At 63.3% G+C, this 24,144-nt stretch carries 27 protein-coding genes; 10 read left to right on the top strand and 17 right to left on the bottom strand.

What is annotated here, in order from left to right; all coding sequences use genetic code 11:
* Positions 1-5 precede the first annotated feature (5 nt).
* Genes ACF8MI_RS13725 through ACF8MI_RS13710 form a run of 4 tightly spaced genes read right to left on the bottom strand, consistent with a single transcriptional unit; the run spans position 6 to position 4,511 of the window.
* Positions 6-998: a hydrolase gene (locus tag ACF8MI_RS13725; RefSeq protein WP_200928878.1), complete on the bottom strand. Its 993-nt coding sequence runs from the start codon at positions 996-998 to the stop codon at positions 6-8.
* A gap of 60 nt (positions 999-1,058) precedes the next feature.
* Positions 1,059-1,673, bottom strand: coding sequence for a 16S rRNA (guanine(966)-N(2))-methyltransferase RsmD (gene rsmD, locus ACF8MI_RS13720; RefSeq protein ID WP_060498072.1), 615 nt, complete (start codon positions 1,671-1,673; stop codon positions 1,059-1,061).
* Positions 1,673-3,163, bottom strand: a complete 1,491-nt coding sequence (locus tag ACF8MI_RS13715) for a pitrilysin family protein (protein ID WP_060498071.1) — start codon at positions 3,161-3,163, stop codon at positions 1,673-1,675. The genes rsmD and ACF8MI_RS13715 overlap by 1 nt, the downstream gene beginning before the upstream one ends.
* Entirely contained in the window at positions 3,156-4,511 is a 1,356-nt protein-coding gene (locus ACF8MI_RS13710; protein ID WP_060498070.1) for a pitrilysin family protein, read from the bottom strand. Before ACF8MI_RS13710 ends, ACF8MI_RS13715 begins: the two co-directional genes overlap by 8 nt.
* A 231-nt stretch (positions 4,512-4,742) precedes the next feature.
* Here ACF8MI_RS13710 and ftsY point away from each other — a divergent pair, with 231 nt between their 5' ends.
* From ftsY to rpoH, 4 genes are all read left to right on the top strand, one after another.
* Positions 4,743-6,233, top strand: a complete 1,491-nt coding sequence (gene ftsY, locus ACF8MI_RS13705; protein ID WP_200928877.1) for a signal recognition particle-docking protein FtsY — start codon at positions 4,743-4,745, stop codon at positions 6,231-6,233.
* Positions 6,234-6,235: 2 nt separating this feature from the next.
* Positions 6,236-6,907 carry a cell division ATP-binding protein FtsE gene (gene ftsE, locus ACF8MI_RS13700; protein ID WP_012274659.1) on the top strand — a complete coding sequence of 224 codons (672 nt, stop codon included), beginning with the start codon at positions 6,236-6,238 and terminating at the stop codon, positions 6,905-6,907.
* Positions 6,904-7,929, top strand: a complete 1,026-nt coding sequence (ftsX, locus tag ACF8MI_RS13695; protein WP_200928876.1) for a permease-like cell division protein FtsX — start codon at positions 6,904-6,906, stop codon at positions 7,927-7,929. Before ftsE ends, ftsX begins: the two co-directional genes overlap by 4 nt.
* 111 nt (positions 7,930-8,040) lie before the next feature.
* Complete coding sequence (rpoH, locus tag ACF8MI_RS13690) at positions 8,041-8,895, top strand: RNA polymerase sigma factor RpoH (RefSeq protein ID WP_015272155.1); 855 nt, start codon at positions 8,041-8,043, stop codon at positions 8,893-8,895.
* A gap of 96 nt (positions 8,896-8,991) precedes the next feature.
* On the opposite strand, the gene mtgA is transcribed toward rpoH, so the two are convergent.
* Positions 8,992-9,702, bottom strand: a complete 711-nt coding sequence (gene mtgA, locus ACF8MI_RS13685) for a monofunctional biosynthetic peptidoglycan transglycosylase (RefSeq protein ID WP_104833793.1) — start codon at positions 9,700-9,702, stop codon at positions 8,992-8,994.
* 64 nt (positions 9,703-9,766) lie between these two features.
* Here mtgA and ACF8MI_RS13680 point away from each other — a divergent pair, with 64 nt between their 5' ends.
* The 4 genes from ACF8MI_RS13680 to trmB all read left to right on the top strand — a co-directional run bounded on the left by ACF8MI_RS13680 (position 9,767) and on the right by trmB (position 12,039).
* Positions 9,767-10,138, top strand: a complete 372-nt coding sequence (locus ACF8MI_RS13680) for a DUF423 domain-containing protein (protein ID WP_060498067.1) — start codon at positions 9,767-9,769, stop codon at positions 10,136-10,138.
* A 102-nt stretch (positions 10,139-10,240) separates the two neighbouring features.
* Positions 10,241-10,441: a sulfur carrier protein ThiS gene (gene thiS, locus ACF8MI_RS13675; RefSeq protein ID WP_012274654.1), complete on the top strand. Its 201-nt coding sequence runs from the start codon at positions 10,241-10,243 to the stop codon at positions 10,439-10,441.
* Positions 10,442-10,494: 53 nt separating this feature from the next.
* Positions 10,495-11,307 carry a thiazole synthase gene (locus ACF8MI_RS13670; protein WP_060498066.1) on the top strand — a complete coding sequence of 271 codons (813 nt, stop codon included), beginning with the start codon at positions 10,495-10,497 and terminating at the stop codon, positions 11,305-11,307.
* Positions 11,308-11,316: 9 nt separating this feature from the next.
* The gene (gene trmB / locus ACF8MI_RS13665; protein ID WP_019097204.1) at positions 11,317-12,039 is read left to right on the top strand and encodes a tRNA (guanosine(46)-N7)-methyltransferase TrmB; all 723 of its coding nucleotides are present in this window, start codon (positions 11,317-11,319) and stop codon (positions 12,037-12,039) included.
* Between the two features lie 624 nt (positions 12,040-12,663).
* Here the strand turns inward: trmB and ACF8MI_RS13660 are convergent.
* The 9 genes from ACF8MI_RS13660 to ACF8MI_RS13620 form a co-directional block, all read right to left on the bottom strand.
* Entirely contained in the window at positions 12,664-12,990 is a 327-nt protein-coding gene (locus ACF8MI_RS13660) for a DUF3392 domain-containing protein (RefSeq protein WP_016712515.1), read from the bottom strand.
* 9 nt (positions 12,991-12,999) lie between these two features.
* Positions 13,000-14,175, bottom strand: a complete 1,176-nt coding sequence (hemW, locus tag ACF8MI_RS13655; RefSeq protein WP_104833794.1) for a radical SAM family heme chaperone HemW — start codon at positions 14,173-14,175, stop codon at positions 13,000-13,002.
* A complete protein-coding gene (gene rdgB / locus ACF8MI_RS13650; RefSeq protein WP_200928874.1) occupies positions 14,172-14,768 on the bottom strand; it encodes an RdgB/HAM1 family non-canonical purine NTP pyrophosphatase in 597 nt (198 codons plus the stop codon). The genes hemW and rdgB overlap by 4 nt, the downstream gene beginning before the upstream one ends.
* Positions 14,765-15,199 (bottom strand): DUF4426 domain-containing protein, encoded by a 435-nt coding sequence (locus ACF8MI_RS13645; RefSeq protein ID WP_060498063.1) that lies wholly within the window; start codon positions 15,197-15,199, stop codon positions 14,765-14,767. Before ACF8MI_RS13645 ends, rdgB begins: the two co-directional genes overlap by 4 nt.
* 22 nt (positions 15,200-15,221) lie before the next feature.
* The gene (gene metW / locus ACF8MI_RS13640) at positions 15,222-15,842 is read right to left on the bottom strand and encodes a methionine biosynthesis protein MetW (protein WP_003249106.1); all 621 of its coding nucleotides are present in this window, start codon (positions 15,840-15,842) and stop codon (positions 15,222-15,224) included.
* A gap of 7 nt (positions 15,843-15,849) precedes the next feature.
* The gene (locus ACF8MI_RS13635) at positions 15,850-16,989 is read right to left on the bottom strand and encodes a homoserine O-acetyltransferase (protein ID WP_028698440.1); all 1,140 of its coding nucleotides are present in this window, start codon (positions 16,987-16,989) and stop codon (positions 15,850-15,852) included.
* Between the two features lie 88 nt (positions 16,990-17,077).
* Positions 17,078-17,668: a YggT family protein gene (locus ACF8MI_RS13630; RefSeq protein WP_012274648.1), complete on the bottom strand. Its 591-nt coding sequence runs from the start codon at positions 17,666-17,668 to the stop codon at positions 17,078-17,080.
* A gap of 10 nt (positions 17,669-17,678) precedes the next feature.
* The gene (proC, locus tag ACF8MI_RS13625) at positions 17,679-18,497 is read right to left on the bottom strand and encodes a pyrroline-5-carboxylate reductase (RefSeq protein ID WP_060498062.1); all 819 of its coding nucleotides are present in this window, start codon (positions 18,495-18,497) and stop codon (positions 17,679-17,681) included.
* Positions 18,498-18,535: 38 nt separating this feature from the next.
* On the bottom strand, positions 18,536-19,222 hold the full coding sequence (locus tag ACF8MI_RS13620) for a YggS family pyridoxal phosphate-dependent enzyme (RefSeq protein ID WP_060498061.1): 687 nt from the start codon (positions 19,220-19,222) through the stop codon (positions 18,536-18,538).
* Positions 19,223-19,287: 65 nt separating this feature from the next.
* Here ACF8MI_RS13620 and ACF8MI_RS13615 point away from each other — a divergent pair, with 65 nt between their 5' ends.
* On the top strand, positions 19,288-20,286 hold the full coding sequence (locus ACF8MI_RS13615) for a type IV pilus twitching motility protein PilT (RefSeq protein WP_104833796.1): 999 nt from the start codon (positions 19,288-19,290) through the stop codon (positions 20,284-20,286).
* A gap of 65 nt (positions 20,287-20,351) precedes the next feature.
* On the opposite strand, the gene ACF8MI_RS13610 is transcribed toward ACF8MI_RS13615, so the two are convergent.
* The gene (locus ACF8MI_RS13610) at positions 20,352-20,978 is read right to left on the bottom strand and encodes a C40 family peptidase (RefSeq protein ID WP_060498059.1); all 627 of its coding nucleotides are present in this window, start codon (positions 20,976-20,978) and stop codon (positions 20,352-20,354) included.
* Positions 20,979-21,144: 166 nt separating this feature from the next.
* On the opposite strand from ACF8MI_RS13610, the gene ACF8MI_RS13605 reads away from it, so the two are divergent.
* Positions 21,145-21,561 (top strand): NINE protein, encoded by a 417-nt coding sequence (locus ACF8MI_RS13605; RefSeq protein ID WP_016712505.1) that lies wholly within the window; start codon positions 21,145-21,147, stop codon positions 21,559-21,561.
* Between the two features lie 84 nt (positions 21,562-21,645).
* On the opposite strand, the gene ACF8MI_RS13600 is transcribed toward ACF8MI_RS13605, so the two are convergent.
* On the bottom strand, positions 21,646-22,344 hold the full coding sequence (locus tag ACF8MI_RS13600; RefSeq protein WP_016712504.1) for an SPOR domain-containing protein: 699 nt from the start codon (positions 22,342-22,344) through the stop codon (positions 21,646-21,648).
* 1 nt (position 22,345) lies between these two features.
* Complete coding sequence (argS, locus tag ACF8MI_RS13595; protein ID WP_200928873.1) at positions 22,346-24,082, bottom strand: arginine--tRNA ligase; 1,737 nt, start codon at positions 24,080-24,082, stop codon at positions 22,346-22,348.
* Positions 24,083-24,144: the final 62 nt, after the last annotated feature.

Here is a 24,144-nt window from a genome sequence, read left to right as displayed (position 1 = left end):
ACGCTTTATTGACCGTCCACCAGCCACTGCGGAATCCGCCGCTCCAGGTAGTACCCCGGATTTCGCAGGCTGCCATCGACAAAGCCCACATGACCACCGCGGCTGTGCAGTTCGAAGCGGGTGTGTGGCGCCAGCTCACGGGCCGCTGGCAGGCTATGGCCGGACACGAACGGGTCATCGCTGGAATGGATGATCAGCGTTGGCGTGCGGTTCTGGCCGAGGAAGAAGTGGCTGGATGAGCGGCGATAGTAGTCGTGCGCATCGCGAAAACCGTTAAGCGGTGCTGTGACTTTGCCGTCGAAGTCCCAGAAGGTGCGCAAGTTGGTCAGTTGCCCCAGTCGCTCCAGCGCCGCCAGCCGATCATGCTGACCCTGCGCGTGGAAGTGCTGCTGTTTGAGCTGCACATACGCCAGCATTTCGCGCATGAAGTGCGCCTGATACACCTTGGAGAACCCTTGGCCGATACGGTCGGCACAGTGGTCCAGACGAAAGGGCACCGACACTGCAACCGCTGCTTCCAGTTGGCTGGCAACCCCGCTTTCGCCCAGGTATTTCAACAGTACATTGCCACCCAGCGAGTAACCCACTGCATACAGTGGCGCCAAGGGGCGTTGGGCGCGCAGGTGGCTGACAATTTCTGCCAGGTCTTCACTGGCGCCGGAGTGGTAGCTGCGTGGTAACAGGTTGGGTTCGCCCGAGCAACCGCGCCAGTTCGCTGCCACGCTGGCCCAACCGCGCCCTTGCAGCGCTTGCTGCAAGCCTTTCACATAGGGTGAATGCGACGAGCCGGTCAGCCCATGCAGCACAAGCACCAGTGGCGCATGGGGTTCATGGGGGCCATGCCAGTCGAGGTCGATGAAGTCGCCGTCGGCCAGCCACAGCCGCTCGCGGTTGCGCTGCAGTTCAGGCAGCTTGCGCCACAGGGGCCCCCACAGGGTTTGCAGGTGGGGGTTGGAAAGGCCGGTGGCCGGGCGAAATGTGGCGCTTTGGCTGGGCATACTGGGCGACTCGTGATGTGCCTGCCTAGATTGCCACGAAAAAGCGCCACAGTACCTGCGCTATTGGTCGGTTGTGGCCCTTTGCCAGAGCGCGTAGTGCACTTGACCGGTTTTCTTCTCGCGGTGCAGGCGCCAGTTGCCTGGCAATTGCAAGGTTGAAGGCGCGGCTTCGCTTTCGGTGTAGACCCATGCCTGTTCGCGCAGCCACTGGTTCTGCTCCAGCAGGTTGCAGGTGTTGGCCAGCAGGTCCTGGTGGAATGGCGGGTCGAGGAACACCACATCGAACTGCTGCTTGGCCGGGCCTTGCAGGTAGCGCAGGGCATCAGTTTGCAGGATCTGCCCACGTGGGCAGCGCAGGATTTCGAGGTTGTTTTTCAGGTTAGCGATGGCCGCCGGGTTGCTGTCCAGCGCCACGGCGTCTTCGGCCCCGCGCGACAGGGCTTCGAGCACCAGGGCGCCGCTACCGGTGAAGGCGTCCAGCACGCGGGCGCCCTCGATGTAAGGTGCCAGCCAGTTGAACACGGTTTCCCGCACGCGGTCGGGCGTTGGCCGCAGGCCTTCGCCTTCCGGCACCGCCAGTCGGCGGCTGCGCCATTCGCCGGCGATGATGCGCAGGTGGCCCTGGCCCTTGCTTTGGCCCGATTGCGGGCGGGCGGGAGGGGTGGATCTTGGCATTAGTGCTCCGGTACCCCGAGCGGCTGCTCGGAGGGCTTGTCAGTGGGGGCTGGCAGCGGTTTTTGTGGCACTTTCGGGCCAACGGTGACGATCACCAGTTTATCGGCTGACAGGTGTTTGTTCATGGCCGCCTTGACCTGTTCGACGGTGAGGGCCTGGGACTGCTGCATGAAGTCCTCCAGCCAGGTCAGCGGCAGGTTGTAGAAGCCGATGGCGCCCAGTTGGCCGACGATGCTGGCGTTGCTGGCATTGGACAGCGGGAAGCTGCCGGCCAGTTCACGCTTGGCATCGTCCAGCTCTTGCTGGGTAGGGCCCTGTTTGAGGTAGTCGGCAAGAATGTCCTGCACCAGCTTCAACGTGCCTTCGCTCTGCTCGGCGCGGGTTTGCAGGTTGATCATGAAGGGGCCGCGCACCTGCATCGGGCTGAACACCGAGTACACGCCGTAGGTCAGGCCGCGCTTTTCACGTACCTCGCTCATCAGGCGGGTGCCGAACGCACCGCCGCCGAGGATCTGGTTGCCCAGCGACAGGGCTGGCCAGTCTGGGTCCTGGCGGTCGATGCCCAGTTCGGCCAGCATCAGGTGGGTTTGCTTGGAGGGGAAGTCGATGTGAGTCAGGCCAGCCTTGGCGTCAGTGGGCTGGGCTGGCGCGGCCAGTGCCGGGCCCTTCGGCAGGCCGGCAGATACCTGGGCCGCAATGGCTTCGGCTTCGGCGCGGCTCAGGTCGCCGACCAGCGCGATGACCGCGTTGCCGCCGGTATAGGCTTTGGCATGGAAGGCGCGCAGCTGTGCCAGGGTGATGCCCTCGATGCTTTCGGCGGTACCGTCGCTGGGGTGGGCGTAAGGGTGGTCGCCGTAAAGCTTGCCGAACAGCGCCTTGCCCGCGATCTTGCCGGGGTTCTGCTTTTCGTATTCGAAGCCGGCCAACATCTGGTTCTTGATGCGCTTGAGGGCGTCTTCGGGGAAGGTCGGCTTGCCGGCCACCTCGGTAAACAGCTTGAGGGCCGGTTCGCGCTTGTCCTTGGCGCTGAGGCTGCGCAGCGAGGCCACCGCCATGTCGCGGTAGGAGCCGTTGCCAAAGTCCGCCCCCAGGCCCTCGAAACCTTCGGCGATGGCGGTCACGTCTTTTCCGGCCACGCCCTCGTTGAGCATGGCGTTGGTCAGCGCGGCCACACCTGGCGTAACGCCGTCCTGGCTGCTGCCGGCGGCGAAGGTGACGCGCAGGTCGAACATGGGCAGTTCGCGGGCTTCTACGAACAGCACACGGGCGCCTTCGGCGGTGTTCCAGTGCTGAATGTTCAACTGGCGCCGGCTCGGTGCCTTGCCATCCAGTTCGGCCAAGGATTGCAAGGTGTTGGCTGGGCGAGCGGCGCTGCTGTCGGCCTTGGCGGCGTTGTCGGCCATGGCCGGGGCGGCCAGCACGGTCGCCAGCGCCAGGGCGCGGATGCCCGTGGCCAGCAGGGTTGGGCGTGGTGCGCGGCGATCACTCATGAGCGGACTCCTCGGGCAGTACATGGGCAACGCTCAGGCGTTCGCGGGTGAAATAGGTGCGCGCGGCGTTCTGGATGTCCTGCGGGGTGACACGCTTGAGCTCGTCCAGCTCGCTGTCGATCAGCTTCCAGGACAGGCCGACGGTTTCCAGCTGGCCGATGGTGGTGGCCTGGCTGCTGATGGAGTCGCGGTCGTAGACCAGGCCGGCGATGACCTGAGCGCGAACGCGTTCGAGCTCTTCGGCGCTGGGCGGGGTGGTCTTGAGTTCTTCAAGCAACTGCCAGATGCCTTTTTCGACATCGGCGAGGGTTTTCTGCTTCTGCACATTCGGCGTAGCCGAAATCAGGAACAGGCTGTCGCCGCGGGTGAAGGCGTTGTAGCTGGAAGAAGCGCCGGCCACCAGCTCCTGGCCACGCTCCAGGCGCGCCGGCATGCGGGCGCTGTAGCCGCCGTCGAGCAGGGCCGAGATCAGGCGCAGGGCTTGCACGGTGCGCGGGTCCTTGGCGGTGGGCAGGCCGGGCACGTTGAAACCGTAGATCAGGCTGGGCAGTTGGGTGCGTACATGCAGGGTCAACTGGCGCTGGCCAGGTTCGGCCAGTTCCAGAGGCAGTTTGGCCGGTGGCACGGCGCGCTTGGGAATACTGCCGAAGTACTTCTGCGCCAGGCCCTTGACCTCATCGGCGGTAACATCGCCGACCACCACCAGCGTCGCGTTGTTGGGCGCGTACCAGGACTCGTACCAGTGACGCAGCTCCTCGACCTTCATACGTTCAAGGTCGGCCATCCAGCCGATGGTCGGGGTGTGGTAGCCGCTGGCCGGGTAGGCCATGGCGCGGAACAGCTCAAATGCCTTTTGATTGGGCTGATCGTCCGTACGCAGGCGGCGCTCTTCCTTGATCACCTCGATTTCGCGGCTGAACTCGTCGGCGGGCAGGCGCAGGCTGGCCAGGCGGTCAGCCTCCAGCTCCAGGGCTACCGGCAGGCGGTCGCGGGCCAGCACCTGGTAGTAAGCGGTGTAGTCGTCGCTGGTGAAGGCGTTTTCGTCGGCGCCCAGGTCACGCAGGATGCGCGAAGCTTCGCCGGGTCCGACCTTGGCGCTGCCCTTGAACATCATGTGTTCCAGCGCGTGGGACAAGCCGGTCTGGCCCGGGGTCTCGTAGCTGGAGCCCACCTTGTACCAGATCTGCGAGACTACCACCGGAGCGCGGTGGTCTTCGCGCACGACCACTTTCAGGCCATTGTCGAGAATGAATTCGTGGGTGGGTTGCACATCGGCGGCGAGGGCCGCGAGCGGCAGGCAGAGCGTGCCGAACAACAGGCCAGCGGCGCGGCGGGCTAGAGCATTCATACGGTGTTTAACCTGTTCGGCGGCCCGCTGGGTTTAGCGTCGACGGGCCAGGAGGTGCTAGGATACTGATCCGGTTGCCTGGCGACCATGCCTGTCGCCGTTCTGGCCCACAGGACACTAAGACAAAACGTTGCGCATGAACCAGCAGGCTTCAAGATAGTCTGTTCTGCGTAGAGAGAATTCCCGATGTGCCATTGCTGGCTCATCGCTACCCTGAGATAGCCGTCCTCCATGTTTGGTTCCAACGACGACAAAAAAGCGCCGGCCGAGGCTGGCGGAAAGAAAGGCCTGTTCAGCTGGTTTCGAAAGAAGCCGCAGCAACCTGTCGCCGAACAGCCACAAGCCCCCGAACCCCAGGCTGCAGAACCCGTAGCGCCGCAGCCCGCCGTCGAGCGCCCTGAAGCCGCTCCGGTCGAGCCGGTGGTTGCAGCAGCCCCCGCAGCTGTAGCTGAGGCCCCTCGGGCTGCCGAGCCAGCCTTGGCCTCTGAGCCTGCAACGGCGCCAGTGGCGACGCCGGTATTCGAGCCAACCCCGGCCCCTGTGGGCGCGGGCGTGCCCGCGAATGCAGCGCCTGTCGCCCCGCAGGTTGAAACCTCTGCACCCGCAGCAGCCCCAGTCATTCATGCCGTCGAGCCCCCTGTCAGCAACCTGGTCCTGCCCGTTGCCGAAGAGCCCGTTGCTCTGGTTCCCGACCTGGAGCCAAAGGCCCCGCCGGCGATCCCCGAGCGCCCGGTAGCAGCGCCTGTCGAGCCAGGGCCGGCCCCTGTCGCTGCCCCAGCCGTTGTCGAACAAGCCAAACCCGGCTTCTTTGCCCGCCTGAAGCAGGGCCTGTCGAAGACCAGCGCCAGCATCGGCGAGGGCATGGCCAGCCTGTTCCTGGGCAAGAAAGTCATCGACGACGACCTGCTCGACGAGATCGAGACCCGTTTGCTGACGGCTGACGTCGGCGTGGAAGCCACCTCGGCCATCGTCCAGAACCTGACCCAGAAGGTCGCGCGCAAGCAGTTGGCCGACGCCGATGCCCTGTACAAGTCGCTGCAGGAAGAGCTGGCCGCACTGCTGCGCCCGGTCGAGCAGCCGCTTAAAGTACAGGCGCAAAACAAGCCTTACGTCATCCTCGTGGTTGGCGTGAACGGCGCCGGCAAGACCACCACCATCGGCAAGCTGGCCAAGAAGCTGCAGATGGAAGGCAAAAAAGTGATGCTGGCCGCTGGCGATACTTTCCGTGCGGCAGCGGTCGAGCAGTTGCAAGTGTGGGGCGAGCGTAACCAGATTCCGGTAATCGCCCAGCATACCGGTGCCGACTCCGCGTCGGTGATCTTCGACGCCGTTCAAGCCGCCAAGGCCCGTGGCGCCGACGTGCTGATCGCTGACACCGCCGGCCGCCTGCACACCAAAGACAACTTGATGGAAGAGCTGAAGAAGGTCCGCCGGGTTATCGGCAAGCTCGACGCCGATGCGCCGCATGAGGTGCTGCTGGTGCTCGACGCCGGTACTGGCCAGAACGCCATCAGCCAGGCCAAGTACTTCAACCAGAGCGTCGAACTGACCGGCCTGGCCCTGACCAAGCTGGACGGCACTGCCAAGGGCGGGGTGATCTTTGCCCTGGCCAAGCAGTTCAACATTCCGATCCGCTTCATCGGTGTGGGTGAAGGCATCGACGACCTGCGTACCTTCGAAGCCGAGCCGTTCGTCAAGGCTCTGTTCGCCGAGCGAGACTGACCATGATCCGATTCGAACAGGTTGCCAAGCGCTATCCCAACGGTCATGTGGGTTTGCATGAGCTGAGTTTCCGGGCGCGCCGGGGCGAATTCCTGTTCGTCACCGGGCACTCGGGTGCCGGCAAGAGCACCTTGCTGCGCCTGTTGCTGGCCATGGAGCGCCCGACCAGTGGCAAGCTCATGCTGGCCGGGCAGGACCTGGGCCAGATCAGCAATGCGCAGATCCCGTTCCTGCGCCGGCAGATCGGCGTGGTGTTTCAGAACCACCAGCTGTTGTTCGACCGCACGGTGTTCAACAACATCGCCTTGCCCTTGCAGATTCTCGGCCTGTCCAAGGCCGAGATCGCCAAGCGCGTGGATTCGGCCCTGGAGCGTGTATCGCTGTCGGACAAGGGCGAACTGTTCCCGGCTGACCTGTCCACCGGGCAGCAGCAGCGGGTAGGCATTGCCCGCGCCATCGTCCACCAGCCGGCCCTGCTGCTGGCCGACGAACCCACCGGTAACCTCGACCCGCGCCTGGCCGCAGAGATCATGGGCGTGTTCGAGGACATCAACCGCCTGGGTACCACGGTCTTGATCGCCAGCCACGACCTGGCACTGATTGCGCGCATGCGTCACCGCATGCTGACCTTGCAGCGCGGCCGCTTGATCGGCGATGGGGAGGCCGGGCAATGAGCACTACACGTACGCCGAAGGTTTCCGAGCGGGTTGCACCAAAGCCCGCTGACCCGCAACCGGCGAAGAAAAAGCGCGGCGAAGACGATGATGGCCCGGATTTCCGCACGCTGCTGCATGCCTGGCTGGAAAGCCACCGTGCCAGCATGGCCGACAGCTTGCGCCGCTTGGGCAAGCAGCCGATCGGCAGCTTTTTCACCTGCCTGGTGATGGCGGTGGCGCTGAGCATGCCCATGGGCCTGTCGTTGCTGCTGAAGAACATCGAGCAGCTTGGCGGCTCGTGGCAGCGCGCCGCGCAAATTTCGCTGTTCCTCAAGCTGGATGCCGGCAGCCGTGATGGTGAGGCGCTGCGGGATGAGATCAAGGGCATGCCCGGTGTGGCGGACGCGCAATATGTCAGCCGTGAGCAGGCGCTGGAGGAGTTCCAGCAGCAGTCCGGCCTGGGCGAGGCCCTGCGTGAACTGCCCGACAACCCGTTGCCTGGCGTGGTGGTCGTGACCCCGACCGAGGTCGACAAGCCGGCCCTGGACGCGTTGCGTCAGCGTCTGTCGGAGCTGCCACGGGTTGAAGTGGCGCAACTGGACCTGGTGTGGGTCGAGCGCCTGGCGGCCATCCTCAAGCTGGGTGACCGCTTCGTCTTCGGCTTGGCCGTGATGCTGATTTCTGCCCTGCTGTTAGTAATCGGTAACACAATTCGTCTACACATTGAAAACCGCCGGATCGAGATCGAAGTGATCAAGCTGGTCGGCGGCACCGACGCCTACGTACGCCGGCCTTTCCTGTACATGGGTGCCCTGTATGGCCTGGGTGCAGGCCTGTTGGCGTGGGGCATCCTGGCGTTTGGCCTGAACTGGCTGAACGAGGCGGTTGTAGGGCTTTCCGGGCTGTATGGCAGTGATTTCGCCCTGGGGGGGGTGCCGGCGTCCGATGGTCTGTCGCTCTTGATCGGAGCAGTGTTGTTGGGGTATATCGGTGCATGGATCGCAGTCGCTCGTCACCTGAACGAGTTGGCGCCGCGATAGTTTTTACGTGCCGGCATTGACATTTTCTTCACTGTGGAACTTGTACCGTCGTTCCAGGTCAATGTTGGCAGCGCCCACAAGGCGCGAGTTTAGTAAGTCGGAGGTTCTTGAATGACCACATCGTTGCAACCTGCCTATGCCCTGGTGCCCGGTGCAAACCTGGAAGCCTATGTGCACACGGTCAACAGCATCCCGCTGCTGACGGTCGAGCAGGAGCGTGATCTGGGCGAGCGTCTCTATTATGAGCAGGATGTCGAGGCCGCTCGTCAAATGGTGATGGCCCACCTGCGTTTCGTCGTACACATTGCCCGTAGCTATGCGGGTTACGGGCTGGCCCAAGCCGACCTGATCCAGGAAGGCAACGTCGGCCTGATGAAAGCCGTCAAGCGCTTCAACCCGGAAATGGGTGTGCGCCTGGTGTCGTTCGCCGTGCACTGGATCAAGGCAGAAATCCACGAATTCATCCTGCGCAACTGGCGTATCGTCAAGGTGGCGACCACCAAGGCCCAGCGCAAACTGTTTTTCAACCTGCGCAGCCAGAAGAAGCGTCTGGCCTGGCTGAACAACGACGAAGTGCATCGCGTGGCAGAAAGCCTTGGCGTAGAGCCGCGTGAAGTGCGTGAGATGGAAAGCCGCTTGAGTGGCCAGGATATGGCGTTCGACCCGGCAGCCGAGGCGGATGACGACAGCGCCTTCCAGTCGCCTGCACATTACCTGGAAGACCACCGGTACGACCCGGCGGTGCAACTGGAGGATGCTGACTGGAGCGACAATTCGACCAGCAACCTGCACGAAGCGCTGCAAGGGCTGGACGAGCGTAGCCGCGATATTCTCTACCAGCGCTGGTTGGCGGAAGAGAAGGCCACGCTGCATGAGCTGGCAGACAAGTACAGCGTTTCGGCTGAGCGGATTCGTCAGCTGGAGAAGAATGCGATGAACAAGGTCAAGGCGTTGATTGCGGTTTGATCAAACCTGGCTGCAAACAAAGCCGCTGGCCTGGATAGGGTCAGCGGCTTTTTTTTGCCTGTGAAATATTGGGGCCGCGCAGCAGCCCCAAAAGACTCAAAGCCTGCGCGAAGTGTCGAGCTGCATCAGGTAGCCAGGCCCACCCAACTGACTCATCTGTCGACGAATCCACCCGGCCCGGCTCGCCACATAGGCACTTGGCCGGCTGGCACTCCACTTGATCGGACTCGGCAGCACCGCCGCCAGTTGCGCCGCCTGCTGGCGGCTAAGCCGGCTGGCATCCACGCCAAAGTGAAAGCGCGCCGCCGCTTGGGCGCCGAACACGCCCTTGCCCCATTCGGCGCTGTTCAAGTAGACCTCGAGAATTCGCTCCTTCGACCAGAACAGTTCGATCAAGGCCGTGAACCACGCCTCCAGGCCTTTGCGGAACCAACTACGGCCGGACCACAGGAACAGGTTCTTGGCCACTTGCTGGGTCAGGGTGCTGGCACCGCGAACACTGCCGCCGCGCTCGTTGTAGGCCAGCGCCGCCTGGATGGCCGGGATGTCGAAGCCCCAGTGGCTGGCGAACTTCTGGTCCTCGCCCGCAATGACGGCAACCTTCAGCTCATCGGAGATGTTCTCCCACGGTTCCCAGTCGCGTTGCAGGTCGATCGGCTCGCCACTGACCCACGATTGCACCTTGCGCTCGACCATCAGTGCCGTACCGGGCGGTGGCACCCAGCGGAACACCAGCACCAGCACGATGCTGCCGGCTGCGAACCAGAGCAGGGCACGGGAAAGGCGGCGCAGAAGAGTTGGAAGCATGGCGATGGCTTGGCCGTACGGGTGGAAGGGGCCATTATACAGACCCGATCCAAGGAGTCGTCCCATGCTTCGCAGCTTCCTGATGCTTGCCGCCTTTTTCGGCTTTACCGGGGTCGCCCTGGGTGCCTTCGCTGCCCACGGCCTGAAGAACCGACTGACGGCGGACTACCTGGCTATTTTTCATACCGGCGTGACCTACCAGTTGGTGCATGCCCTGGCGATCTTCGGCGTTGCCGTGCTCTCGGCACACCTGCCCGGGCGCCTGGTGGGCTGGGCTGGCGGCCTGTTTGCCCTGGGGATCGTGCTGTTCTCCGGCAGCCTGTACCTGCTGACTCTCAGCGGCCTGGGCAAGCTGGGCATCATCACCCCGATTGGCGGCCTGTGCTTCCTGGCCGGCTGGTTGTGCCTGGGCCTGGCAGCCTGGCGGCTGGGCTGACCGAGTGGTCCACAATCGCGACTAATGGCGCGCACCGCCCTTGGGTTGCAGGGCGGTTCGGCGCTAGAATGCGGGCCCCAAAGAACAATGGTGGCCGTGCGCATGCGCATTCAACTGAACGGTGAACCTTACGAACTGCCTGCTGGCGAGAGCGTTGCAGCCCTGCTGACGCGCCTGGAGCTTGCCGGGCGCCGTGTCGCAGTGGAACTGAACCTGGACATCGTGCCGCGCAGCCAGCACGACAGCACACTGCTGAACGATGGCGACCAGGTCGAAGTGGTCCACGCCATTGGTGGCGGCTGACAGCAGCCCTGCGGTTCACAAGCTAGCCCTGCAACCTTTCCCGAGGAACAACGATGAGCAACGTTCGTAGCGACAAGCCCTTCACCCTGGCCGGGCGTACTTTCCAGTCGCGCCTGCTGGTGGGCACCGGCAAGTACCGTGACATGGAAGAAACCCGCCTGGCCACCGAGGCATCGGGCTCCGAAATCGTCACCGTCGCCGTGCGCCGCACCAACCTTGGCCAGAATGCGGGCGAGCCGAACCTGCTCGACGTGCTGTCGCCCGACAAGTACACCATCCTGCCAAACACTGCCGGCTGCTTTGACGCGGTGGAAGCGGTACGCACTTGCCGTCTGGCCCGCGAGCTGCTCGATGGCCGCAAATCGCACGAATCCCGCACGCTGGTAAAGCTGGAAGTGCTGGCCGACCAGAAAACCCTGTTCCCCAACGTGATCGAAACCCTCAAGGCCGCCGAAGTGCTGGTCAAGGAAGGTTTCGACGTGATGGTGTACACCAGCGATGACCCGATCATTGCTCGCCAACTGGCCGAAGCCGGCTGCATCGCGGTGATGCCGCTGGCTGGTCTGATTGGTACCGGCCTGGGTATCTGCAACCCCTACAACCTGCAGATCATCCTGGAAGAGTCCAAGGTGCCAGTACTGGTCGATGCTGGCGTGGGTACCGCATCCGACGCCACCATCGCCATGGAAATGGGCTGTGAAGCGGTGCTGATGAACTCGGCCATCGCCCACGCCCAGCAGCCGGTGCTGATGGCAGAAGCCATGAAGCACGCCATCGTTGCCGGTCGCCTGGCCTATCTGGCCGGCCGTATGCCGAAGAAACTCTATGCCAGCGCCTCTTCGCCGCTGGATGGTCTGATCAAGTAAGAGCCCCTGATGACTGAATCGCACGATACGCCGATCACCCCCGACGGCGACGCCCGCCCACACCGCCGCATCAAGAGCTTCGTGATGCGCGCCGGGCGCATGACCGAAGGCCAGCAACGCGGCCTGGACCAGGGCGGCCCACTGTACATCCTGCCGCTGGCCGACAGCCCGGTGGACTACGACCAGGTGTTTGGCCGCTCGGCGCCGCGCACCCTGGAGATCGGCTTCGGCATGGGCCACTCCCTGCTGGAAATGGCTGCTGCCGCGCCTGAGCAGGACTTTATCGGCGTGGAAGTGCACCGCCCGGGTGTGGGCGCGCTGCTCAACGGCGTGCTGACCCAGGGCCTGAAGAACCTGCGGGTATACGACTGCGATGCCATTGAAGTGCTGAACCGCTGCGTGGCGGACAACAGCCTCGACCGCTTGATGCTGTTCTTCCCCGACCCGTGGCACAAGGCGCGCCACCACAAGCGCCGCATCGTGCAGCTGGAGTTTGCCGAGCTGGTACGTCGCAAGCTCAAGCCTGGTGGCGTGTTCCATATGGCGACCGACTGGGAGCCGTATGCCGAGTACATGCTGGAAGTGATGAGTGCTGCGCCTGGCTATCGCAACCGTGCGGCCGATGGCACCTATGTGCCACGCCCGGAAGAGCGCCCGATCACCAAGTTCGAACGGCGCGGCGAGCGACTAGGGCATGGGGTGTGGGACTTGAAGTTCGAGAAGGTGGATTGAGCGGCTGATACGGCCGTTCAATTGCTGGTGCTTGCAGAAATGCAGGCGAAAAAAACCGCTCTGAGAAGAGCGGTTTTTTTGTGAGCGGTAGGACTGAGTATCCGTCGCTCAGGACTTCACTGAAAACTCACACGGTCCAAGGATCTTAGGCAGGCCTGGATGCCGCGTCAATGCCCAGAAATCTTTAGCATCATGAGTGTCGGAGTGGTTAACAGTCTTGATCGGAGAATGCGAGTACTATCGCGCTGCTCCCGTTTAAGGATATTCAGTGATGGGCCGGGTAGGAGAAGAATTCTGCTTTCCGGCCCCTTCGACGCGGCTTGAGAACCGTGCCGGTGATGCTTTTCGAAGGGCCATTGACCTGGCCACTTCACTGAAGACTTACACGGTTTTCGAAAGGCATCGAAGTACCGGTTAGATGCTGGAAGACTGGCCCGCCAACACGGAGGCCAAGGCATATGAAGCGTTTGCTTGATGCGCTGAGCCGCGTCTGGAAGCTTGTCCGGATCTTGATAGTGCTCAAGACCGCTCGGGACTTCATGCGTGACCACTTCGATGATGCCCGTTAAGGGCTAGTCAGGTGGTAGGGCTGCCCTGGTACTCCGGGGCAGCTTTTAGCAATGCTTAACCCCTGCGATCAGCCACCACACCAATCAACACCAGCACCACCAACAACACCGGCGCCAGCGCGTAGTTGTTGAACTGGCTTAGCCCCTTCACCACCCACGGCGTGGCATAGATCAGCGCCGCACCGCTGCCGATCATCACCATTAGCGCCATGAACGGCACGCGCAGGGCGCCAGCCAAGCCACCTAGCCGCTGCTCGGCCCAGGCTTTGACATCGCTACCAAACAGCACCAGCAGGCAGCCTACCAAGGCCAGTGAAATCTCCGACAGGTTGCCGCGGCTCCAGCGGGAAACCGTCGCGAGCAGATCAAGTACCAGATCCATGGGTCATCCTTAGGTCAAGAAATACTGCAGCAGGTCATTGAGGAACAACTGGCCCCTCGGCGTGGCCATCAGTCGATCCGGTTCGACCTGCAAAAGGCCCTTTTGTTCGGCGGCGCGGCGTGCCTCGCGCAGTTGCTCCAGTGGCAAACCGGTGCGCTGGGTGAACAGCTCGGCTTCCACTCCGTCGGTCAGGCGCAGGGCGTTCATCAGGAACTCGAATGGCAGCTCGTCCACCGGCAGCAGCTTCTCGCCGGCCTTGAAAGGCTTGGCCAGGTTCAGGTAATCCTTGGGCAGGCGGGTCTTCCAGGTACGCAGGATACGCCCGTCGGCGAAGGTCAGCTTGCCGTGGGCGCCGGCTCCGATACCGATGAAGTCGCCGAAGCGCCAGTAGTTCAGGTTGTGCCGGGCAGCGCGGCCCGCCTGGGCGTAGGCCGATACCTCGTACTGGCGGAAACCGTGCTCGGCCATCAGTGCCTGGCCGGCTTCCTGAATATCCCAAAGGATGTCGTCCTCGGGCAGCTCAGGCGGCTGGTTCCAGAACACCGTGTTCGGTTCCACGGTCAGCTGGTACCACGACAGGTGTGTAGGGCCCAGGTCGATGGCCTGGCGCAGGTCGCCCAGCGCATCCTCCAGCGATTGGTCGGGCAGGCCGTGCATCAAGTCCATGTTGAAGTTGTCGAAGCCGGCCGCACGCGCCATGCCGGCAGCTCGGACCGCTTCATCGCCATTGTGGATACGCCCCAGCGCCTCCAGCTTGGCGGGCTGGAAACTTTGCACGCCGATGGACAGGCGGTTGATACCGGTTTGCCGGTAGGCCTTGAACTTGTCCTGCTCGAAGGTGCCCGGGTTGGCTTCCAGGGTGATTTCGATGTCGGGTGCGAACGGGATGCGTTGCTCTACGCCGCGCAGCAGCCGGCCCAGGGCGTTGGCACTGAACAGGCTGGGCGTACCGCCCCCGAAGAAGATCGAACTGATCGGGCGGCCCTGTACGGCGGCCAGCTCCTGATCGAGGTCGTCCAGCAGCGCTGTGACGTAGGCGTCTTCCGGCAGTTCAGGCCCGGCAGCGTGAGAATTGAAGTCGCAGTAAGGGCACTTGCGTACGCACCACGGAATGTGGATGTACAGCGCCAGCGGCGGCAGGCTGGTGAAACCCGCCGCGCCGGTGGTGGACAGCGTTGCGATCATGCCAGGCCCAGACGTTGGCGCAGCAGGGCCATGGCACGGGCGCGGTGGCTGAGCTGGTTTTTGTCCACAGGGGCCAGGTCGGCGCTGGAGCAGTTGCGCTCCGGCACCCAGAACAGCGGGTCATACCCAAAGCCATGCTCGCCGCTGGCCTCGAACAGGATGCTGCCGTGCCACAGGCCTTCGCACAGGATCGGCAGCGGGTCGTCGGCGTGGCGCACCAGCGCCAGTACGCAGACAAACTGCGCACCGCGCTCGGCTTCGGGCACGTCCTTCAAGGCTTCGAGCAGCTTGGCATTGTTGGCCGCGTCACCCCTGCCGTCGGCGTAGCGCGCTGAGTAGATACCCGGCGCACCACCAAGGTAGTCCACCGCCAGGCCGGAATCGTCAGCCAAGGCCGGCAGGCCGGAGATACGTGCGGCGTTACGCGCCTTGAGAATGGCGTTTTCAACGAACGACAGGCCGGTTTCTTCTGGCTCTACCTGGCTGAATTCGCCAATCGAACGCAGTTGCACGGACTGGCCGAGCATGGCCTGCAGTTCCTTGAGTTTGCCGGCGTTGTGGCTGGCCAATACGAGTTGCTGGAAATTCATCATTCGCCTGGGAACACGTCCTGGTTGAAGCTAAGGGAATTGCTGATACCGCCGGTTTCGATATTCAGGTCGAAGGTCACGGTTTCTGGCTGTTCGATCTTGAACTGGGCGATGTAGTACACCGCGCCCTGTTCGGTAATCTGTTTGAACGACAGCGGGCTGCTACGCCCGGTCAGGTCCTTGACCGTGCCGCTGACCACCGCCGTGGCAGGTTTGTTGGCCTTGAGTACGGCAATGTTGAGCACGCCCTGGTTCTTGCTGCGCACCAGGCCGGTGGCTGCGGCCACCTCGGGCGTGAGCATGCTCGACGTGAACGCGCTGTAGTGCACCGTCACGTCGCCAAACACTTCCTTGCGCTCGGGCCGGGCGGCATCGGCAGCCAGTACCGGCAAGGCCAGGCACAGGCTGATCAGGAACAGGGCTAGGCGACGCATGGGGCGATTCCTCCGGTGGGCGTCAGACCGCGAGCTGGTGCTCTTGCAGGCCCGGGCTGCTGACGCGATAGATGCCGATCTCACCTAGAAGATTAGGCCAAAGCCGGCCACCCCACCCGTTGCGGTGCAAGTGATCGACGGCCAGGCGGTCGAGCACCTTGGCCCTGCGCTCGTGCACCAGCTCTTCGAAGTCGGCGAAGGTGCAGAAGTGGATGTTCGGCGTGTTGTACCAGGTGTACGGCATGAAGTCCGATACCGGCATGCGTCCCTTGGTGGCCAGGTACCAGCGGCAGCGCCAATGGCCGAAGTTCGGGAAGGTGATGATGCACTGGCGGCCTACCCGCAGCATCTCGTCGAGGATGCGGTCGGGGTACTCCACGGCCTGCAGGGCCTGGGTCATGATCACTACGTCGAAACTGTTGCTGGCGAAGTTGCCCAGGCCTTTGTCCAGGTCCTGCTCGATGACGTTGACGCCCTTGGCCACGCAGGCGGCGATGTTGTCGGCGTCGATCTCCAGGCCATAGCCGGTGACCTGCTTGCGGTCACGCAGCGAGGCCAGCAGTTCGCCGCTGCCGCAGCCCAGGTCGAGTACCCGGCTGCCGGCGGGGATCCAGTCGTGGATGATTTCCAGATCGGCTCTCATGCTGTCCTCAGATGGCAATGCGGTTCATGTAGTTCGAGAAACCCTGCATGTAGCGAGGTGTGGGGATCAGGAAGGCATCGTGCCCGTAAGGCGAGTCGATCTCCAGGTAACACACGTTCTTGCGGGCCGCCATCAGGGCGTCGACGATTTCGCGCGAACGGGCCGGCGAGAAGCGCCAGTCGGTCGTGAACGACATGATGCAGTAGTCCGCCTTGACGTGGGCCAGCGTGGCAGCCAGGTCACCGCCCTGGGCGGCGGCCGGGTCGAAATAGTCCAGCGCCTTGGTCATCAGCAAATAGGTATTGGCGTCGAAACGGCCAGAAAACTCCTCGCCTTGGTAGCGCAGGTAGCTTTCGACCTGGAACTCGACACTGTGGAAGTCGTAGTTGAGCTTGTCGCTCTTGAGCTCACGGCCGAATTTTTCACCCATCGAGTCGTCCGACAGGTAGGTGATGTGGCCGACCATGCGCGCCAGCATCAGACCGCGCTTGGGGATCACGCCCTGGTCCTGGAACGAGCCGCCGTGGAACTCGGGGTCGGTAAGGATGGCCTGGCGTGCCACTTCGTTGAAGGCAATGTTCTGCGCTGACAGCTTGGGCGCCGAGGCGATGTCGACACAATGGCGCACACGCTCGGGGTAGGTCATGGTCCATTGCAGTGCCTGCATGCCACCCAGGCTGCCGCCGACGATGGCCGCCCATTGCGCAATGCCCAGGCGGTCTGCCAGGCGTGCCTGGCTGTGCACCCAGTCTTCGACAGTCAGCACCGGGAAATCGGCGCCGTAGGGCTTGCCGGTGGCCGGGTTGATGCTGCTGGGGCCGGTGCTGCCGTTGCAGCCGCCGAGGTTGTTCAGGCTGACCACGAAGAAGCGGTTGGTGTCGATGGGCTTGCCAGGGCCAATGCAGCTGTCCCACCAACCCGGCTTGCGGTCGGTGTCGGCATGGTAGCCAGCGGCATGGTGGTGGCCGGAAAGGGCATGGCAGATCAGCACGGCGTTGCTCGCGCTGGCGTTCAGGGTGCCATAGGTCTCGTAGACCAGCTCGTAACTGGCCAGGGAACGGCCACAGGCCAGGGCCAGCGGTTCATCGAACCGGGCGGTTTGCGGTACTACCAGACCGACGGAATCTTCGGGAAAGACAGTGGACATCGACCCTGCTCACGCTTGACGGAGGCGTAAGTCTAAAGAGCGCTACCCCCAGCGGCAAGCAAAGGCTTGCCGCTGGGGGTAACCAGGGTCAGATCATGCGCCACAGTTCCTGTGGCATGCCGGCGTAGGCGGCCAGCGGGGGCATGACGAACGACTGGATCACCTGGATCGCCAGGAAGGCGAAGATCGGCGAAATGTCCATGCCACCCAGGTTAGGCACGAGGCGACGGAACGGTGCCAGCACCGGCTCGCTGATCTGGTAGGCCAGCTCGGCCGCCGGGTTATGGCTGTTGGGTGCGACCCACGAAACGATCACCATCACGATCATCGCCACCCAGAAAATCTTCAGGAACAGCGAGGTGATGCCGATGATCGCCCACATCAGCAAGTGCAGGATGTCGCCGAACGTGCCGTAGGTGACCATCAGCACGAAGCCCATCAGCAGGGCCTGGATAACGATGGCCAGCAGCAGCGACGAGGTGTCGAGCCCACCGACACTGGGGATGACCCGACGGATCGGCTTGAGCAGCGGCTGGGTGGCCCGCACCGCGAACTGGCAAAGCGGGTTGTAGAAGTTGGCCTTGACCAGCTGCAGCACGAAGCGCAGCAGGACGATCACCAGGTACAGGCTGACCAAGGTTTGCACCACGAAGATCGCGGCACCGGACAGTGCATTCATCTAAAGCTCCTTATTTGCCCAGTTGTTCGGCCAGCTCGGCAGAGCGCGTGGCCGCAGCCTGCAGTGCCTGCTCGACGATGGCTTCGAAACCGCTGGCCTGGAACGACTTGATCGCCGCTTCCGTGGTGCCGGCGGGCGAGGTGACGCGGCGGCGCAGTTCGGCGGCATCGACATCGCTGGCAACCGCCATGCGCGCAGCGCCCAGGGCCGTCTGCAAGGTCAGCTGCGAGGCGGTTTCGCGTGGCAGGCCGAGTTTTTCGCCTGCCGCTGTCATGGCTTCGATCAGCAGGAAGAAGTACGCCGGGCCACTGCCGGACACGGCCGTCACGGCATCCAGTTGCTGCTCCTGCTCCAGCCACAGTGCAGTGCCCACGGCCGACAGCAGTTGTTCGGCCTGCTGGCGCTGTTCGCCGGACACTTCAGCGGTGGCGTACAGGCCGCTCACGCCCTGACGCAGCAGCGCCGGGGTGTTGGGCATGCAACGCACGACCGGGCGAGCGCCCACCCAGCTTTGCAAGCTGGCGCAGGTGATGCCGGCGGCGATGGACACGATCAGCTGGCCATCCTGCAGGTTGGGTTGCAGGGCCTGGCACACGGCTTTCATGACCTGCGGCTTGACCGCCAGCACGATGACGTCGGCACCGTCGATGGCCTGGGCGTTGTTCTCGAAGGTTTCGATGCCGTGCTCGGCCTGGACGCGGCTGCGGGTCTCGGCGCCCGGGTCGCTGGCGCGGATCTGCGAGGCGTCCAGGCCCTGGGCACGCAGACCACCGATCAGGCTGGCGGCCATGTTGCCGGCGCCGATAAAGGCAATGCGAGTCTTGCTCATGTCAGGTCCTTGTGGAAAAGAGTGAGTGAAGCATGGAATCAGGTGTTGCCGTAGTCGCGTGCACCGAACAGGGCGGTACCGATACGCACCCAGGTCGCACTCTGAGCAATCGCCGCTTCCAGGTCGTGGCTCATGCCCATCGACAAGGTATCCAGGCCAAGGCCCAGGCCTTCTTGCAGCGTGCGCAGGCTGGCGAAGGCGGCCTCCTGGGCGGCGCGATCATCAGTGGGTTCGGGGATTGCCATCAGCCCGCGCAGGCGCAGGTTGGGCAGCGCGGCCACGGCCTTGGCCAGGGCCGGCAGGTCGGCGGGGGCGCAGCCGGACTTGCTGTCTTCGCCGCTGACGTTCACCTGCAGGCAGATGTTCAGTGGCGCCAGCCCGGCAGGGCGCTGCTCGGACAGGCGTTGGGCGATTTTCAGGCGGTCCACGGAATGCACCCAGTCGAAATGCTCGGCAATGGCTTTGGTCTTGTTCGACTGAATGGGGCCGATGAAGTGCCAGATCAAGGGCAAGTCGCTGAGCGCCTGCTGCTTTGTCAGCGCTTCCTGTAGGTAATTTTCCCCGAAGTGACGCACGCCGGCAGCATGGACCTCGCGGATGGCGCTGGCGGGCTTGGTCTTGCTCACAGCCAGCAACTGGACGCTGGCCGGATCACGCCCGGCTGCCTGGGCAGCGCTGGCGATACGGGCGGAAATCGCGGAAAGGTTGTCTGCTAGGGTGGACATGGATGGATGCCGGCAGCTGTAGGGTTTGCGGCATTCTACCTACTTGAAGGCCTTTGGGGAGTCTCATGGATGTGACCGACCTGTTGGCCCGTGCCGTGGAGGCGGGGGCTTCGGACCTGCACCTCGCGGCGGGCCAGATACCGATGCTGCGCCTGGACGGTGAATTGCAGCGCATGAACTTGCCGCCGCTGGTGGCGGCTGACCTGGCCGAGGGCATGGCGCCCTTGTTGGCAGAGCAGCAAAGGCGGCAATGGGCCGAGGGTGATGAATTGGACCTGGCGCTGGCGTTGCCCGCGCTCGGCCGCTTTCGGCTGAACGTGTTTCGCCAGCTGAATGGCCCTGGGGCAACCTTTCGGCTGATCCCCGGGCGGATCGCCACGCTGGATGAACTGGGCCTGGAGGATGTGTATCAAGCTGTTGCGCACTGCCGTGATGGCTTGATCCTGGTGGGTGGGCCGACCGGCAGCGGCAAGTCCAGCACCCTGGCGACGTTGCTCGACCAACTGAACCGCGAGCGGGCGCTACATATCATTACCCTTGAAGACCCGGTGGAAGTTATCCACAGCAGCCAGCGCAGCTTGGTCAATCAGCGTGAGATCGGTCGCCACAGCGGCGGCTTCGCCCAGGGGCTACGCAGTGCCCTGCGTCAGGACCCGGATGTGATCATGATTGGCGAATTGCGCGACCTAGAGACCGTTCGCCTGGCTTTGCGCGCGGCAGAGACCGGGCATCTGGTGCTGGCGACGGTGCATACGCGTTCGGCCGTAAACAGCATCGATCGGTTGGTGGAGGTGTTTGCCGCCGAAGAAAAGCCGTTGGTGCGCGCGATGCTGGCCGAGTCGTTGCGCCTGGTGGTGGCGCAGGTACTGGTCAGGCGCGTAGGTGGCGGGCGGGTGGCGGCGCGGGAAGTGTTGGTGGCGACGACAGCGGTGCGTAACCTGGTGCGTGAGGGGCGGACGGCGCAATTGTGTTCGGTGATGCAGGCGGGTGGTGCAGAAGGGATGCGGACGATGGAGGGGGCAATGCGGGAGCTGAGAGAGAAGGGGCTGTTCAAAGATCTATAGGGCCCGCACCGGCCCTTTAGCGGGCTTGCCCGCGAAGAGGCCGGCGCAGGAAAGCGCCGATCAGCTCAGCGCTTGGCCAGGCTCAGCTGCTGCTGTTCTTTCGGCAGCACCCGCTTGGCCACGACATAGTGCTTCTGCCAGTAAGGCTTGCTCAGGGTGTCGATGCTCACCCGCTTGCCACGCCGTGGCGCATGGATGAAGCGGTCGTTGCCCAGGTAGATGGCAACATGGTTCACCCGGCGGCTCTTGATGTTGAAGAAGATCAGGTCACCAGGCTTCAGGTCACCCTTGGCCACCTTCACGCCGTGGCCTTGGGCCATGGCATTGGAGGTACGCGGCAGGTCGACGTCGGCAACATCGTTGAAGGCGTATTTGACCAGGCCACTGCAGTCGAAGCCTTTTTTCGGGCTGCTGCCACCCCAAACGTAAGGGGTGCCGAGCACATTCACCGCACGGCTGAGCACATCGCTGCTCTGCTTCGGCGACATGGCAGCAACAGGCGCACCGCGACTGCTGGCAGCGTTGCTCGGGCGCGCGCGCAGGGTGGCCTGCTTGGTTGGCGCATGTCTCACCGAGGCATTGCTGGTGTAGCCGGTGAAACCATTGGGAAGACGTTGCTCACGATTGGTGGCGTGGGCGGCCAGGGGCAATAATAGACAGAGGGTCAGCCATGTCTTGAATAAAGGCGGCATAGATGAAGCTCTTATGAATAGTTATGTGTTGGGCGCGCAACTTTATAACAGCTTTTCGATCAATCTTTGATCCGTTGGTCGATTGCCCGGCTGCCGTACGTCGGCCTGCGACGAGAAAGTCACATTTTTTTTTAGAAAATTTTCAGATAACCCAAGAGGGCTATGAATGAACAGTTATCAACAGGGCGTGCCCTACCACGACACCCACAGCAAGACCATCGGCTACCTGCTGTGGATTTTCGGCTTCACCGGCTCACATCGCTTCTACTACGGCAAGCCGATTACCGGGACGATCTGGTTCTTCACCTTCGGGCTGTTAGGCATTGGCTGGTTGATCGACCTGTTTTTGATCCCGTCCATGGACCGTGAAGCCGATCTGAGGTTCCAGTCCGGGCGTATCGACTACAACATCGCCTGGATCCTGCTGACCTTCCTCGGGGTGTTTGGCCTGCACCGGCTGTATCAGGGCAAGTGGATCACCGCGATCATCTACTTCTTTACCGGCGGGCTGTTCCTGGTGGGGGTGCTATATGACTTCTGGACGTTGAACAGCCAGGTTTCCGAGAGGAATGCGTTGCGTTGAAAGGCTTCGCGGGGGAACCCGCGAAGCGGCCGGTAGCGCCCACAAAAAAGGCCTTGTCGCATAGAAGCGGCAAGGCCTTTTTTGTTACTGGCGGGTTTGTCGCTGCTGCAGCAACAGGTTGCTGAACCCTGCCCCGGACAATTGCTTTTGCGCCCCGGTCAGCTGCTCGCGGTTGCTGAACGGGCCCACCAGCACGCGGTACCAGGTTTCGTCCTTGACCGTACCCGACTCCACCTTCACTGACTGGCCCAGCAGGATGATCTGCGCGCGCACTTTGTCGGCATCGGCCTGCTTGCGGAACGAGCCGGCCTGCAGGAAGTACTGGGTGGTGGCCGCGGGCTTGATCACCGGTGGTGCTGGCGGCGGGGTCTGGCCGAGCAGGGCCGCCTGGGCCCGTGCGGTGTCGATTTTCGCCGCTTCTGCTGGCGTCACCGGGGTGACCGGCTGGGCCGGCACCGGTGGCGTTTTCTCCGGCACGGCCTCTGGCGGCACGATCACCTCGGACTCCGGCAGCAGGGTGTAGAAGTCGTATTTCGGCTTCACCGGCTGCTGCGGGGAGGGCTGCGCTGCCTTGCTCGCTTCGGCCACTTTCTCAGGTTTTTGCTGCTCGGGCTTGGCGCGCTTGATGTCTTCGCTACCAGGTTCGAGCTTCATCAGGAACACGATGAATGCGCCTACGGTCAGGCCGACGGCCAGCCATACCCAGCCGGGGATCGGCTGTTTGGCCGGCGCCGTCTGGCGGCTGGCACCGCGCTTGGGTGCGGGTTTTTTCTTGGCAGCCAACTTACATGCGCTCCAGGGTTTCCAGGCCGAGCAGTTCCAGACCTTGTTTGAGGGTGCGGCCGGTCAGGGCGGCCAGGCGCAGGCGGCTTTGCTGCTGCTCTGGGGTGTCCGCAGCGAGGATCGGGCAGTTCTCGTAGAAGCTGGAGAACAGGCCGGCCAGGTCGTACAGGTAGCTGCACAGTACGTGCGGCGTGCCCTTGTCAGCGACGTTGTTGAGTGTTTCGCCAAACTGCGCCAGGCGTGCGGCCAGGTCCTGCTCGTGGGCAGCCTGCAGCACGATGTTGCCGTCGACTTCGTCAAAGCCCTTGCCCAGCTTGCGGAACACGCCAGCCACGCGGGTGTAGGCGTACAGCAGGTAAGGGGCGGTGTTGCCTTCGAAGTTGAGCATCAGCTCGAAGTTGAAGCTGTAGTCGCTGGTGCGGTGCTTGGACAGGTCAGCGTATTTCACCGCGCCGATGCCTACCACTTCACCGATGTGGCGCAGGTCTTCGTCGGCCAGGCTAGGGTTCTTTTCCTTGACCAGCGCATAGGCGCGTTCCTTGGCCTCGGTAAGCAGGTCGATCAGCTTCACGGTGCCGCCGTCACGGGTCTTGAACGGGCGGCCGTCGGCGCCGTTCATGGTGCCGAAGCCCATGTGTTCCATCTGCATCGGGTGGCCGACAAAGCCTGCACGGCGTGCCACTTCGAACACCTGGTTGAAGTGCAGGGCCTGGCGCTGGTCGACGAAGTACAGGGCGCGGTCGGCCTTGAGCACGTTGCTACGGTAGCGCACGGCGGCCAGGTCGGTGGTGGCATAGAGGTAGCCGCCGTCGGCCTTCTGCACGATGACCGGCAGTGGCTCGCCTTCGCTGTTCTTGAACTCTTCGAGGAACACGCACTGGGCGCCCTGGTCTTCGACCAGCAGGCCTTTGGCCTTGAGGTCGGCCACCACGTTGGCCAGGTCGTCGTTGTAGGCGCTTTCGCCCATCACGTCGGCCATGGTCAGCTTGACGTTGAGCAGCTCGTAGGTCTTCTGGCAGTGCGACAGCGAGATGTCCTTGAAGCGCGTCCACAGGGCCAGGCAGTCCGGGTCGCCGGCCTGCAGCTTGACCACCAGGCCGCGGGCGCGGGTGGCGAACTCTTCCGACTCGTCAAAGCGCTTCTTGGCGGCGCGGTAGAAGTTTTCCAGGTCCGACAGCTCGTCGCTGGTGATCGGGTTTTCCTGCAGGTAGGCCATCAGCATGCCGAACTGGGTACCCCAGTCGCCGACGTGGTTCTGGCGAATGACGTTGTCACCCAGGAATTCCAGTACGCGAGCCACGCTATCACCGATGATGGTCGAACGCAGGTGGCCGACGTGCATCTCTTTCGCCAGGTTCGGCGCCGACATGTCGATGACGACTTTCTCGCTCGGGCCGGCCTTGCGCACGCCCAGGTGGGCGTCGGCCAGGGCAGCGTCCAGGCGGTTGGCCAGGGCGTCGGTGTTCTGGAAGAAGTTGAGGAAACCAGGGCCGGCAATCTCGACCTTGCTGATGTCGGCGCTGGCCGGCAGGGCATTGATCAGCTTTTCGGCCAGGTCACGCGGCTTCATGCCCGCCTGCTTGGCCAGCATCATGGCGATGTTGCTGGCGAAATCGCCGTGGGTCTTGTCCCGGGCGTTTTCCACCTGAATCGCCGGCGACAGCCCTTCAGGCAGCACACCGTCGGTGACGAGTTGGGTGAGGGCTTGCTGGATCAGCTGGCGAATGGTGTCTTTCATGGGGATCTCTTTTCGACCGCAAGCGCGGTGAGCGCCTGGATGCGCAGGTGGAAAAACTGGGC

It is taken from the genome of Pseudomonas sp. yb_9 (assembly GCF_043103635.1).
Classification (GTDB): Bacteria; Pseudomonadota; Gammaproteobacteria; order Pseudomonadales; family Pseudomonadaceae; genus Aquipseudomonas; species Aquipseudomonas monteilii.
The sequence above is the reverse complement of the archived record's forward strand: the minus strand, read 5'-3'. Positions and strand labels throughout refer to the sequence as shown.

Bases quoted from the DNA above. Each gene is read 5' to 3' on its own strand.
- ACF8MI_RS13725 (WP_200928878.1), bottom strand. From the start codon at position 998: ATGCCCAGCCAAAGCGCCACATTTCGCCCGGCCACCGGCCTTTCCAAC.
- trmB (WP_019097204.1), top strand. From the start codon at position 11,317: ATGACTGAATCGCACGATACGCCGATCACCCCCGACGGCGACGCCCGC.
- hemW (WP_104833794.1), bottom strand. From the start codon at position 14,175: ATGATCGCAACGCTGTCCACCACCGGCGCGGCGGGTTTCACCAGCCTG.
- ACF8MI_RS13635 (WP_028698440.1), bottom strand. From the start codon at position 16,989: ATGTCCACTGTCTTTCCCGAAGATTCCGTCGGTCTGGTAGTACCGCAA.
- ftsX (WP_200928876.1), top strand. From the start codon at position 6,904: ATGAGCACTACACGTACGCCGAAGGTTTCCGAGCGGGTTGCACCAAAG.
- ACF8MI_RS13680 (WP_060498067.1), top strand. From the start codon at position 9,767: ATGCTTCGCAGCTTCCTGATGCTTGCCGCCTTTTTCGGCTTTACCGGG.
- thiS (WP_012274654.1), top strand. From the start codon at position 10,241: ATGCGCATTCAACTGAACGGTGAACCTTACGAACTGCCTGCTGGCGAG.
- ACF8MI_RS13620 (WP_060498061.1), bottom strand. From the start codon at position 19,222: ATGTCCACCCTAGCAGACAACCTTTCCGCGATTTCCGCCCGTATCGCC.
- ftsE (WP_012274659.1), top strand. From the start codon at position 6,236: ATGATCCGATTCGAACAGGTTGCCAAGCGCTATCCCAACGGTCATGTG.
- ACF8MI_RS13615 (WP_104833796.1), top strand. From the start codon at position 19,288: ATGGATGTGACCGACCTGTTGGCCCGTGCCGTGGAGGCGGGGGCTTCG.
- ACF8MI_RS13670 (WP_060498066.1), top strand. From the start codon at position 10,495: ATGAGCAACGTTCGTAGCGACAAGCCCTTCACCCTGGCCGGGCGTACT.
- ACF8MI_RS13715 (WP_060498071.1), bottom strand. From the start codon at position 3,163: ATGAGTGATCGCCGCGCACCACGCCCAACCCTGCTGGCCACGGGCATC.
- proC (WP_060498062.1), bottom strand. From the start codon at position 18,497: ATGAGCAAGACTCGCATTGCCTTTATCGGCGCCGGCAACATGGCCGCC.
- metW (WP_003249106.1), bottom strand. From the start codon at position 15,842: ATGAGAGCCGATCTGGAAATCATCCACGACTGGATCCCCGCCGGCAGC.
- rsmD (WP_060498072.1), bottom strand. From the start codon at position 1,673: ATGCCAAGATCCACCCCTCCCGCCCGCCCGCAATCGGGCCAAAGCAAG.
- rpoH (WP_015272155.1), top strand. From the start codon at position 8,041: ATGACCACATCGTTGCAACCTGCCTATGCCCTGGTGCCCGGTGCAAAC.
- ACF8MI_RS13645 (WP_060498063.1), bottom strand. From the start codon at position 15,199: ATGCGTCGCCTAGCCCTGTTCCTGATCAGCCTGTGCCTGGCCTTGCCG.
- ACF8MI_RS13605 (WP_016712505.1), top strand. From the start codon at position 21,145: ATGAACAGTTATCAACAGGGCGTGCCCTACCACGACACCCACAGCAAG.
- ACF8MI_RS13710 (WP_060498070.1), bottom strand. From the start codon at position 4,511: ATGAATGCTCTAGCCCGCCGCGCCGCTGGCCTGTTGTTCGGCACGCTC.
- mtgA (WP_104833793.1), bottom strand. From the start codon at position 9,702: ATGCTTCCAACTCTTCTGCGCCGCCTTTCCCGTGCCCTGCTCTGGTTC.
- rdgB (WP_200928874.1), bottom strand. From the start codon at position 14,768: ATGATGAATTTCCAGCAACTCGTATTGGCCAGCCACAACGCCGGCAAA.
- argS (WP_200928873.1), bottom strand. From the start codon at position 24,082: ATGAAAGACACCATTCGCCAGCTGATCCAGCAAGCCCTCACCCAACTC.
- ACF8MI_RS13630 (WP_012274648.1), bottom strand. From the start codon at position 17,668: ATGAATGCACTGTCCGGTGCCGCGATCTTCGTGGTGCAAACCTTGGTC.
- ACF8MI_RS13660 (WP_016712515.1), bottom strand. From the start codon at position 12,990: ATGGATCTGGTACTTGATCTGCTCGCGACGGTTTCCCGCTGGAGCCGC.
- ACF8MI_RS13610 (WP_060498059.1), bottom strand. From the start codon at position 20,978: ATGCCGCCTTTATTCAAGACATGGCTGACCCTCTGTCTATTATTGCCC.
- ftsY (WP_200928877.1), top strand. From the start codon at position 4,743: ATGTTTGGTTCCAACGACGACAAAAAAGCGCCGGCCGAGGCTGGCGGA.